Source organism: Heyndrickxia oleronia (assembly GCF_017809215.1).
Taxonomy (GTDB): Bacteria; Bacillota; Bacilli; order Bacillales; family Bacillaceae_C; genus Heyndrickxia; species Heyndrickxia oleronia.
Window position 1 is genome coordinate 1 of sequence record NZ_CP065424.1, and the last position, 12,500, is coordinate 12,500.

Sequence of the window (12,500 nt, forward strand, 5' to 3'; positions counted from 1 at the left end):
TTGGAAAATATAGCTGATCTTTGGAATAAAGCTTTATCAATAATTGAAAAAAAGATCAGTAAGCCCAGCTTTGAGACTTGGCTCAAGTCAACAAAGGCACATTCATTAAAAGGAAATACATTTATCGTTTCAGTACCTAATGATTTTGCTAGAGATTGGCTAGAAGGTCGTTATGTCCCGTTAATTTCAGAAGTCCTCTATGAAATAACAGGCGAAGAGCTAACTGTAAAATTTATTATTCCTCAAAATCAAGATGATGAGGATATTCAAATGAGGAGTACACCACAAATTGGCCCTAAAACAGAGGAACCGACAGAATTATTTCAAAATATGCTTAATCCAAAATATACATTTGAAACATTTGTCATTGGTTCAGGGAATCGATTTGCACATGCAGCATCACTTGCGGTAGCAGAGGCACCCGCAAAAGCCTATAATCCCTTTTTCATTTATGGGGGTGTAGGTCTTGGAAAAACCCATTTAATGCATGCTATAGGCCACTATGTGATTGAACACAATCCATCTGCAAAAGTTGTATATTTATCCTCAGAAAAATTTACTAATGAGTTTATTAACTCAATACGAGATAACAAAGCGGAAAATTTCCGTAATAAATATCGAAATGTTGATATTCTCCTAATAGATGATATTCAGTTTCTTGCCGGAAAAGAATCAACTCAAGAAGAATTTTTCCATACTTTTAATGCCCTACATGAAGAAAGCAAACAAATTGTTATATCAAGTGATCGCCCACCTAAAGAAATACCAACATTAGAGGATCGTTTAAGATCACGCTTTGAATGGGGACTTATTACAGATATTACTCCACCTGATCTCGAAACAAGAATTGCTATTTTACGAAAAAAAGCAAAAGCTGACGGTTTAGATATTCCTAATGAAGTTATGCTTTATATTGCTAATCAAATCGATTCAAATATTCGAGAACTAGAAGGTGCTTTAATCCGTGTAGTTGCCTACTCCTCATTGATCAATAAAGATATCAATGCAGACTTAGCTGCGGATGCACTAAAAGATATTATTCCTAGTTCAAAACCTAAAGTAATCACGATTCATGATATTCAAAAATTGGTTGGAGAAGAATACAATATAAAATTAGATGATTTTAAAGCAAAGAAACGTACTAAATCAGTTGCCTTTCCTCGTCAAATTGCAATGTATTTATCTAGAGAACTAACCGATTCATCACTTCCTAAAATTGGCGAAGAGTTTGGTGGACGTGATCATACAACTGTCATACATGCACATGAAAAAATATCAAAATTACTTTTAACTGATTCTCAGCTTGAGAAAAAAATTCAAGAGATTAAAAGTTTACTAAAAGGATAAGAAAAAGTTTTAACCAATTATTTTTTGGGGAAAATGTGAATAACTTTACTTGAAATATGCACAGTCTGTCCACATGTGGATAGGCTGTCTTTCCTTTGATTATTGAAGTTATCCACATATTAACAGGGCCTATTACTATTACTACGATTTTTTAAAAGATAATTAATATACTATCATTTGCTGATTAAAATAAATTGCGGGGGGACCATTATGAAATTCTCAATACAACGTGATCGTCTTATTCAAAGTGTTCAAGATGTAATGAAAGCTATTAGTCCAAGAACAACTATTCCGATTCTTACAGGAATAAAAATTACTGCAACGTCTGAAGGTGTAACATTAACTGGAAGTGATTCAGACGTATCAATTGAATCATTTATTCCGAATGAAGAAGATGGAAATCAATTAGTTGAGATTTTTACACCTGGTGGAATTGTATTACAAGCTAAATTTTTTAGTGAAATTGTTAAAAAATTACCTATGGATACAATTGAAATTGAAGTCATTAATCAATTACAAACAGTTATACGTTCAGGAAAGTCAGAATTTAACTTAAATGGTTTAGATCCTGAAGAATATCCTCATTTACCACAAGTATCTGAAGAGAATGTAATTAAAATCCCAACAGATATATTAAAAAATCTTACAAGACAAACTGTATTTGCCGTATCAACATCAGAAACTAGACCTATACTCACTGGGGTAAATTGGAAAGTAGATTCAGGAAATTTAACCTGTATTGCTACAGATAGTCATCGTCTAGCAATGCGTTCTGCTGCAATTGAATATACGAATGATGCAGACTACAATATTGTCATTCCTGGTAAAAGTTTAAATGAATTGAATAAAATTTTAGATGATACAAGTGAACCTGTAGAAATTGTTATTACTGAAAATCAAATATTATTTAAAGCTAAACATTTATTATTTTTCTCCCGCTTGTTAGAAGGGAATTATCCTGATACATCAAGGTTAATCCCAACAGAAAGCAAAACAGATCTCGTGATAAATACAAAAGAATTTTTACAAGCTATAGATCGTGCTTCCCTTTTAGCAAGAGAAGGGAGAAATCCAAATGTAGTTAAGCTCACAACTTTAAATTCAGGTATCATTGAAATTTCATCAAATACACCAGAGGTTGGTAAAGTTATTGAACAAGTTCAAAGTGAATCAATTGATGGAGAAGATTTAAAGATATCCTTTAGTGCCAAATATATGATGGATGCTCTTAAAGCACTTGAAGGATTTGAGATTCGAATTAGTTTTACTGGTGCAATGAGACCATTTATTATTCACCCAATTAATGATGAATCAATTTTGCAACTAATTTTACCAGTGAGAACATATTAATAATCAATATAGAGAAACAGCGGCCCTCAGTTAAAAGGGTCGCTTAATTTTTTAATTGTTCTATCCACAATTTATGTGAGATGGATAGAATATATTCCATTCATCCACATGTGGATAACTAATAAAAAAGCCTAATTCTAGGAGCATTGTATTAATTTCATTTATTTAGTAAAATTATAAATTAGGGAATATTGAAGCGGAAAAGAGTGATAACATGGAAAAAAATGTAATAATTGAAACGGATATAATCACTTTAGGTCAATTTTTAAAATTAGCGGAAATCATTCAAAGTGGTGGTATGGCTAAATGGTTTTTGAGTGAACATGATGTATTTGTAAACGGAGAACAAGATCAAAGAAGAGGTAGAAAACTATCTGTAGGTGACCGTATAGAAATACCGGGGTTCGGTATCTTTGTTGTCTCCCATTAAATGATTATGTGGGGGTACATGTAAAGGATGTTAATCAATGCATATTGAAGAATTAGAACTAAAAAATTACCGTAACTATGAAACATTGTCTATTTCCTTTGAAAACAATGTAAATGTTATCCTTGGAGAAAATGCTCAAGGTAAAACCAATGTCATGGAATCTATTTATGTTTTAGCAATGGCTAAATCACATCGGACATCAAATGATAAAGATTTAATCCGCTGGGATCAAGAATATGCTAAAATAAAAGGTAGGATAAAAAAACTTAATGGTTCAATCCCATTAGAATTAATCATTTCCAAAAAGGGGAAAAAAGCAAAATTTAATCATATAGAACAACAGAAATTAAGCCAGTATGTTGGTAATATGAATGTTGTCATGTTTGCGCCTGAAGATCTCCATTTAGTAAAAGGGAGCCCTCAAGTTAGGCGTCGTTTTATTGATATGGAAATTGGTCAAGTATCACCAGTCTATTTGCATGATATCAGTCAGTATCAAAAAATTTTGCAGCAACGAAATCATTATCTTAAACAACTCCAAATGCAAAAGCAAAAAGATGAAACGATGCTTGATGTTCTAACTGAACAGTTTTTACAAATTGCTATAAAGGTTATAAAGAAAAGGTTTGAGTTTATTCGACTACTTGAAGAATGGGCAAGGCCTATTCACACAGGTATTTCCCGGGGGCTTGAAACGCTGGAAATACAGTATAAACCTTCAATCAATGTATCAGAAGACTTAGATTCGTCAAACCTATTAAAAGAAATGGAAGAAAGGATTTCCTTAAATCGTAAAAGGGAAATTGAGCGGGGAGTTACACTAATAGGACCACATCGTGATGAACTAATTTTTAATGTCAATAATCGGGACGTACAAACCTTTGGTTCGCAAGGGCAACAACGAACGACTGCATTATCCTTAAAACTGGCAGAAATTGAGTTGATTCATTCAGAAATTGGAGAATATCCAATTTTATTGTTAGATGATGTTCTATCTGAATTAGATGATTACCGTCAATCGCATTTATTAAACACCATCCAAGGAAAGGTTCAAACCTTTGTTACAACAACAAGTGTTGATGGTATTGATCATCAAACATTAAAGGATGCTTCAACATTTTCAGTTGAGGCGGGATTTATGTCACGTATAAAGTGAGGTGTGTAAACATGTATTTGCATGTAGGGGAAGATGTAATGGTTCGCACTGATGAAATAATCGCTATTTTGGATAAAGGATCAGTCATTGATTCTGCTATTTTTCAAGAATTTCTACAAAAGAACGAAAAGAAAAAGATGCTGAATCTTTCAAAAGGTGATTTCAAATCCATAGTTATTACCGATCATCAACATTATCTCTCCCCTTTAGCCTCAGGTACACTCGTAAAACGACTAAGTTAAGAGAAAAGTAAAAACTCTTTTTAATATAAATTTTGGAAATGTAGGTGAATTCAAGTGCCAATGGAACAAGAACAAGTGCAAGGACAATCCTATGATGAAAATCAGATACAGGTTCTTGAAGGACTGGAAGCCGTTCGTAAGCGTCCAGGTATGTATATTGGATCCACAAGTAGTAAAGGTCTTCATCATTTAGTTTGGGAAATTGTGGATAATAGTATTGATGAAGCCTTAGCTGGATTTTGTGATGAAATAAATATTGTTATTGAAAACGATAATAGTATAAAAGTTATTGATAATGGACGTGGAATTCCAGTAGGTATTCATGAAAAAATGGGTAGACCTGCTGTTGAAGTTATTCATACAGTTCTTCACGCTGGAGGTAAATTTGGCGGCGGAGGATACAAAGTATCTGGTGGACTACATGGTGTGGGCGCCTCTGTTGTTAATGCCTTATCTAGTGAATTTGAAGTATATGTTCATCGTGATGGGAAAATCCACTATCAAAAATATGAACGAGGAGTTCCTTGTTTTGATTTAAAAATAATTGGTGAAACAGATCATACAGGAACAACAAGTCATTTTAAACCTGATAAAGAAATTTTCACAGAAACAACTGTCTATGATTATGATGTTTTAGCTACTCGTGTAAGGGAACTTGCATTTTTAAACAGAGGATTAAAACTTACAATTGAAGATAAAAGAGATGAGACAAAAAGAAATGAATATCACTATGAGGGTGGTATCAAATCCTATGTAGAGCATCTAAACAGAACGAAAGAGGTCATCCATGAAGAGCCTATTTATGTTGAAGGTGAAAAGGACGGCATAGCTATAGAGGTATCTATTCAATATAACGAAGGGTTTACTAGTAGCATTTATTCATTTGCCAATAATATTCATACGTACGAAGGCGGAACACATGAATTTGGCTTTAAGACTGCCCTGACAAGGGTAATTAATGATTATGCACGTAAAAATGGATTGATAAAAGAAAATGATTCCAACTTATCGGGTGAAGATGTTCGAGAAGGATTAACAGCGATTATCTCAATTAAGCATCCAGACCCTCAATTTGAAGGACAAACGAAAACAAAATTAGGAAATTCAGAAGCTAGAACCATTACAGATGCGGTTTTTTCTGAGCACTTTGATAAATTTATGCTAGAAAATCCTACTGTTGCTAAAAAGATTGTTGAAAAAGGCTTAATGGCTGCACGTGCACGTTTAGCGGCGAAGAAGGCGCGTGAACTTACTAGAAGAAAAAGTGCACTTGAAGTTTCAAGTTTACCTGGAAAATTGGCTGATTGCTCTTCAAAGGATCCTAAAATAAGTGAATTATTTATCGTAGAGGGTGACTCTGCAGGTGGATCAGCAAAACAAGGAAGAGATAGACATTTTCAAGCGATTTTGCCATTACGCGGTAAAATCCTAAATGTTGAAAAGGCACGTTTAGATAAAATTTTGTCTAACAATGAAATTCGTACAATTATTACTGCACTCGGTACAGGGATTAGTGATGACTTTGAAATCTCTAAAGCTCGTTATCATAAAGTAGTCATCATGACAGATGCAGATGTCGATGGTGCTCATATTAGAACCTTATTATTAACCTTTTTCTATCGTTATATGAGACAAATAGTAGAGGCAGGGTATATTTATATTGCTCAACCACCTTTATATAAAATTTCACAAGGAAAACGAGTAGAATATGTTTATAGTGATCGAGAATTAGAGGAAATGCTTAGCCAAATGCCGCAGCAACCAAAGCCTGGTATCCAACGATATAAAGGTCTTGGAGAAATGAATCCTGAACAATTATGGGAAACAACGATGGACCCAACCAATCGTACATTACTACAAGTAAGTTTAGAGGATGCAATAGGAGCGGATGAAACATTCGAGATGCTTATGGGGGATAAGGTCGAACCACGTCGTAACTTTATTGAAGAAAACGCCATTTATGTGAAAAATCTCGATATTTAATTGCGAAATACAAAGAAGCAATCAGTTGATACTGGTTGCTTGATTCTCTTAAAGGAGGTTCTAGTATGTCTGAAACACCGAAATCAAATATTAAAGAAGTAAATATTAGTCATGAAATGCGTACTTCCTTCTTGGATTATGCTATGAGTGTTATCGTTTCTCGTGCACTTCCAGATGTACGTGATGGGTTAAAGCCCGTACATCGAAGGATTCTTTATGCAATGAATGATTTAGGAATGACATCAGATAAAGCCTATAAAAAATCAGCTCGTATCGTTGGAGAAGTTATTGGTAAGTACCATCCACATGGTGACTCCGCGGTTTACGAAACGATGGTTCGTATGGCTCAGGATTTTAGCTATCGATATATGTTGGTTGATGGACATGGTAACTTTGGTTCTATTGATGGTGACTCTGCAGCTGCTATGCGTTATACCGAAGCACGGATGTCAAAAATATCAATGGAATTAGTTCGAGATTTAAACAAAGATACGATTGATTATCAGGACAACTATGATGGTTCAGAAAGAGAACCGGTTGTTCTTCCATCTCGATTTCCAAACTTATTAGTAAATGGGACATCGGGTATTGCAGTAGGTATGGCAACCAATATTCCTCCTCATCAGCTTGGGGAAGTAATTGATGGTGTCCTTGCTTTGAGTAAGGATCCAGATATTACAATTCAAGAACTAATGGAGTATATACCAGGTCCAGATTTTCCGACTGCGGGTTTAATTGTTGGTAGAAGTGGGATCAGGCGTGCATATGAGACAGGACGTGGTTCCATTACTCTACGGGCACGAGTAGAAATAGAACAAAAGCCGAATGGTAAAGAATCGATTATCATTAAAGAAATACCTTACCAAGTGAATAAAGCTAAGCTTGTAGAAAGAATTGCTGAACTTGTAAGAGATAAAAAAATTGATGGAATTACAGATTTAAGTGATCAATCTGATCGTCAAGGTATGCATGTTGTTATCGACGTTAGAAGAGATGCAAATGCAAATGTCCTTTTAAATAATTTGTACAAACATACCGCGCTTCAAACAACATTTGGGATAAATTTATTAGCTCTTGTGGAAGGGCAACCAAAAGTATTAAATTTAAAACAGTGTTTATATCATTATTTAGAGCATCAAAAAGTAATTATTCGTAGAAGAACAGAGTTTGAATTACGTAAAGCGGAAGCACGTGCACACATCTTAGAAGGTTTACGTATAGCATTAGATCATATTGATGAAATTATAAGCTTAATTCGTTCATCTCAAACAACTGAAATAGCTAGAAACGGTTTAATGGAGAATTTTTCATTATCTGAAAAACAAGCTCAAGCAATTCTTGATATGCGTCTACAAAGACTAACTGGATTAGAACGTGAAAAGATTGAAGAAGAGTATCAAGAATTAATCAAGCTGATTGCTGAATTAAGAGCTATTTTAGCGGATGAGGAAAAGGTCTTAGAAATCATTCGTGAAGAGCTGTTAGAAATAAAGGAACGTTTTAATGACGTGCGCCGTACAGAAATTGTTTCTGGTGGGGTCGAACAAATTGAAGATGAAGATTTAATTCCACGGGAGAATATTGTGATAAGTTTAACACACAATGGATATATTAAACGTCTTCCAATTTCAACCTACAAAAGCCAAAAGCGTGGCGGGCGTGGAGTCCAAGGAATGGGAACAAATGAAGATGATTTCGTTGAACATTTATTAACAACTTCGACACATGACACGATCCTGTTCTTTACAAATAAAGGGAAAGTATATCGAGCTAAAGGATATGAAATTCCTGAGTTTAGCAGAACAGCAAAAGGGATTCCAATTATTAATCTACTTGGTATCGAAAAAGATGAGTGGATTAACACAATGATTCGCGTAGAAGAATTTGTTGATGATAGCTTCCTATTCTTTACAACCAAACGAGGAATTTCTAAACGAACTCCATTAACTGATTTTGCAAATATACGTACAAATGGATTGATTGCCATTCATCTCCGTGAAGAAGATGAACTTATTTCTGTAAAACTTACAGATGGGGATAGAGATATTATTATAGGTACCAAAAATGGTATGTTAATAAGATTCCCAGAGGTAGATGTTCGTTCAATGGGTAGAACAGCAACTGGTGTTAAAGGAATTACTCTTTCTGGTGATGATGAAGTAGTTGGCATGGAAATATTAGATGAGAGTAATGATGTTCTAATTGTAACTATAAATGGTTATGGAAAACGAACAATTGCATCTGAATATCGTATTCAAAGCCGTGGCGGTAAAGGATTAAAAACATGTAATATCACTGAAAAGAATGGTGGCTTAATAGCAGTAAAAACAGTTACTGGAGAAGAAGACCTTATGCTTATAACAGCTGGAGGAGTTCTTATTCGTATGGCGGTAAGTGACATCTCCCAATTAGGAAGAAATACACAGGGAGTCAAGCTCATTCGGTTAGGTGAGGATGAACATGTAGCTACAGTAGCAAAGGTTGAAAAGGAAGAAGAGACTTCGGAGGCAGAGGATTCTGATGAGGAAGCATCCGAATTAATTGAGAACGAAGAGAAAGAGTAAAATTTTGTAAAGAGACATCGCTATGATGTCTCTTTTTTGATAAAATATTTAGAAAGGCTGTTTTGTATAGTTGGAGCGGCTTTTAGCCGATAGTTATTCGTTAAAATTTTGCTTAAATAGCAACAATGTTTGAGAAAAGAGCCTTTATTAAAGATAGTTATTGAAAAATTGGGGTGGGAAGAATGAAAGTCACGATTGAAGACTTACGTGTAGGGGCTGTTTTAGCAGAAGATGTGATGGGGATGACTGGACAACCAATCATTCCTAAAAAAACAATAATTACTCCAGAACATATAGAAGTATTAAAGGCTTTCTTGAAAACGGATGTGATAATTGAAGGATTGACTAGGAAACATGATCAGAAAAAAAATGATGAGCGTGTATATGACACTAAGGAAGAAAAGAAGATAATATATTCATCATTTCGAGAGGATTTTGAAATAGCAGTAACGAAGTACAAAATAGATTTTCAAAAATGGCAATCGGGGTCAGCAGTTGATATTGCTAATGTAAGGGATTTTCTTTATAAATTACTTGAAAAGGCTGAAGAGAAAAACATTTCTATTTCATCTCAAAACTTTTCTACTAACCAGAATAACTATATTTATGATCATTCTGTTGCAGTAGGAATTATTAGCGGACTAATAGCCAAGAAAATGGGCTATGATAAGGGTCTTTACTATCAAACAGCATTAGCTGGCTGCTTGGCAAATGTCGGTATGGCAAAGATATCCCCCAAAATCCTTACCAAATCAGGTGTCCTTACATCCGAAGAGAATAAGGAAATTCAAGATCATCCAAATTTGAGCTTAAAAATGATTCAAAATAGTCCTCTATTAAAACCTGAAACTAAATTAGCTGTATTTCAACACCATGAAAGATTAGATGGTAGTGGGTATCCAATGGGGATAAAAGGAAATCAGTTTTATCCAATTTCCCGAATAGTAGCAGTTGCTGATGTATTTCATGCATTAATTTCTAACCGGTCCCATAAAAAAAATATTGCCCCTTTAAAAGCTATAGAAATGATGAAAATAGATGAATTTGGAAAATATGATATATCTGTCTTAAACACACTATCATTAATGGTAGCAAAACTTTCTATTGGTACTAGAGTAAGATTATCGAATGGAGAGATAGGGGTAGTTCTTTTCACTAAACAACATGCATTAACGAGACCATTAATAAAGTTAAATAACGGTGAATCCATAGATCTTGAAAAGATAAGAGAGTTATATATAGAGGAAGTTTATTCATAAACAGATAACTCTATGAGAAGGAAGGATTATAAAATGGCTCCTTTCAATATCCTAAACTTGATAAATTAAACAATTGTGAAGTATATAAAGAAATTTATTAACTATCAATAAAGCTATAGAAAAGAGTCAATATAAATCTTCCTTCTAAAAAGTTTAGGTTTTTTTTAAAAAAGTTATTGTGTTTGCTAATAATATCTGATAGAATAATATTCGTTGGTCTTTTATATCAACTATATAAATTTCAAAAAATATTATATTAAAATAAGTATTGACTTGAAATGATATATATGATAATATATAAAAGTCGCTTAAAGGTGATTGATCTTTGAAAACTGAACAAAACGAAACGTCAATGAATTACTTTTATTTATAAAGAGCTATATCAAACATCTTTTTGGAGAGTTTGATCCTGGCTCAGGACGAACGCTGGCGGCGTGCCTAATACATGCAAGTCGAGCGAATCTGATGGGAGCTTGCTCCTTGAAGATTAGCGGCGGACGGGTGAGTAACACGTGGGTAACCTGCCTGTAAGACTGGGATAACTCCGGGAAACCGGGGCTAATACCGGATAACTTTTTTCTTCGCATGAAGGAGAATTGAAAGATGGCTCCGGCTATCACTTACAGATGGACCCGCGGCGCATTAGCTAGTTGGTGAGGTAACGGCTCACCAAGGCGACGATGCGTAGCCGACTTGAGAGGGTGATCGGCCACACTGGGACTGAGACACGGCCCAGACTCCTACGGGAGGCAGCAGTAGGGAATCTTCCGCAATGGACGAAAGTCTGACGGAGCAACGCCGCGTGAGTGATGAAGGTTTTCGGATCGTAAAACTCTGTTGTTAGGGAAGAACAAGTATCGTTCGAATAGGGCGGTACCTTGACGGTACCTAACCAGAAAGCCACGGCTAACTACGTGCCAGCAGCCGCGGTAATACGTAGGTGGCAAGCGTTGTCCGGAATTATTGGGCGTAAAGCGCGCGCAGGCGGTTTCTTAAGTCTGATGTGAAATCTTGCGGCTCAACCGCAAGCGGCCATTGGAAACTGGGAGACTTGAGTGCAGAAGAGGAGAGTGGAATTCCACGTGTAGCGGTGAAATGCGTAGAGATGTGGAGGAACACCAGTGGCGAAGGCGACTCTCTGGTCTGTAACTGACGCTGAGGCGCGAAAGCGTGGGGAGCGAACAGGATTAGATACCCTGGTAGTCCACGCCGTAAACGATGAGTGCTAAGTGTTAGAGGGTTTCCGCCCTTTAGTGCTGCAGCTAACGCATTAAGCACTCCGCCTGGGGAGTACGGCCGCAAGGCTGAAACTCAAAGGAATTGACGGGGCCCGCACAAGCGGTGGAGCATGTGGTTTAATTCGAAGCAACGCGAAGAACCTTACCAGGTCTTGACATCCTCTTGACCTCCCTAGAGATAGGGATTTTCCCTTCGGGGACAGGAGTGACAGGTGGTGCATGGTTGTCGTCAGCTCGTGTCGTGAGATGTTGGGTTAAGTCCCGCAACGAGCGCAACCCTTGACCTTAGTTGCCAGCATTCAGTTGGGCACTCTAAGGTGACTGCCGGTGACAAACCGGAGGAAGGTGGGGATGACGTCAAATCATCATGCCCCTTATGACCTGGGCTACACACGTGCTACAATGGATGGTACAAAGGGCTGCAAGACCGCGAGGTTTAGCCAATCCCATAAAACCATTCTCAGTTCGGATTGTAGGCTGCAACTCGCCTACATGAAGCCGGAATCGCTAGTAATCGCGGATCAGCATGCCGCGGTGAATACGTTCCCGGGCCTTGTACACACCGCCCGTCACACCACGAGAGTTTGTAACACCCGAAGTCGGTGAGGTAACCTTTTGGAGCCAGCCGCCGAAGGTGGGACAGATGATTGGGGTGAAGTCGTAACAAGGTAGCCGTATCGGAAGGTGCGGCTGGATCACCTCCTTTCTAAGGAATATGGAAAACCACTTACGTGGTTCAGACGTCTTCTGTTTTGTTCAGTTTTGAAGGTTCAATCCTTCTATGAAAATATACATGAATAAAAACATGACTTTGGTATGTTTATCTATCCATTGTCTTTTGTTTCCTAATAAATGTGGGCCTATAGCTCAGCTGGTTAGAGCGCACGCCTGATAAGCGTGAGGTCGATGGTTCGAGTCCATTTAGGCCCAC

At 36.5% G+C, this 12,500-nt stretch carries 8 protein-coding genes, 1 tRNA gene and 1 rRNA gene (1 of these 10 running past the window's edge); all 10 read left to right on the plus strand.

The window, feature by feature from the left end; all coding sequences use genetic code 11:
- Complete coding sequence (gene dnaA, locus I5818_RS00005) at positions 1–1,347, plus strand: chromosomal replication initiator protein DnaA (RefSeq protein WP_058005147.1); 1,347 nt, start codon at positions 1–3, stop codon at positions 1,345–1,347.
- A gap of 210 nt (positions 1,348–1,557) precedes the next feature.
- On the plus strand, positions 1,558–2,697 hold the full coding sequence (gene dnaN / locus I5818_RS00010; protein ID WP_058005148.1) for a DNA polymerase III subunit beta: 1,140 nt from the start codon (positions 1,558–1,560) through the stop codon (positions 2,695–2,697).
- Between the two features lie 214 nt (positions 2,698–2,911).
- On the plus strand, positions 2,912–3,127 hold the full coding sequence (yaaA, locus tag I5818_RS00015; protein WP_058006881.1) for a S4 domain-containing protein YaaA: 216 nt from the start codon (positions 2,912–2,914) through the stop codon (positions 3,125–3,127).
- Between the two features lie 37 nt (positions 3,128–3,164).
- Positions 3,165–4,283 carry a DNA replication/repair protein RecF gene (gene recF, locus I5818_RS00020; protein WP_078110963.1) on the plus strand — a complete coding sequence of 373 codons (1,119 nt, stop codon included), beginning with the start codon at positions 3,165–3,167 and terminating at the stop codon, positions 4,281–4,283.
- Between the two features lie 11 nt (positions 4,284–4,294).
- Positions 4,295–4,525, plus strand: a complete 231-nt coding sequence (remB, locus tag I5818_RS00025) for an extracellular matrix regulator RemB (protein WP_058006879.1) — start codon at positions 4,295–4,297, stop codon at positions 4,523–4,525.
- 60 nt (positions 4,526–4,585) lie between these two features.
- Entirely contained in the window at positions 4,586–6,508 is a 1,923-nt protein-coding gene (gene gyrB / locus I5818_RS00030) for a DNA topoisomerase (ATP-hydrolyzing) subunit B (RefSeq protein ID WP_058006882.1), read from the plus strand.
- 65 nt (positions 6,509–6,573) lie between these two features.
- Positions 6,574–9,072 carry a DNA gyrase subunit A gene (gyrA, locus tag I5818_RS00035; protein ID WP_058006878.1) on the plus strand — a complete coding sequence of 833 codons (2,499 nt, stop codon included), beginning with the start codon at positions 6,574–6,576 and terminating at the stop codon, positions 9,070–9,072.
- A gap of 182 nt (positions 9,073–9,254) precedes the next feature.
- Positions 9,255–10,331, plus strand: coding sequence for an HD-GYP domain-containing protein (locus I5818_RS00040; protein WP_078110964.1), 1,077 nt, complete (start codon positions 9,255–9,257; stop codon positions 10,329–10,331).
- A gap of 391 nt (positions 10,332–10,722) precedes the next feature.
- Positions 10,723–12,275 (plus strand): 16S ribosomal RNA (locus I5818_RS00045).
- Positions 12,276–12,425: 150 nt separating this feature from the next.
- Positions 12,426–12,500, plus strand: a tRNA-Ile gene (locus I5818_RS00050); it runs 2 nt beyond the window's last position.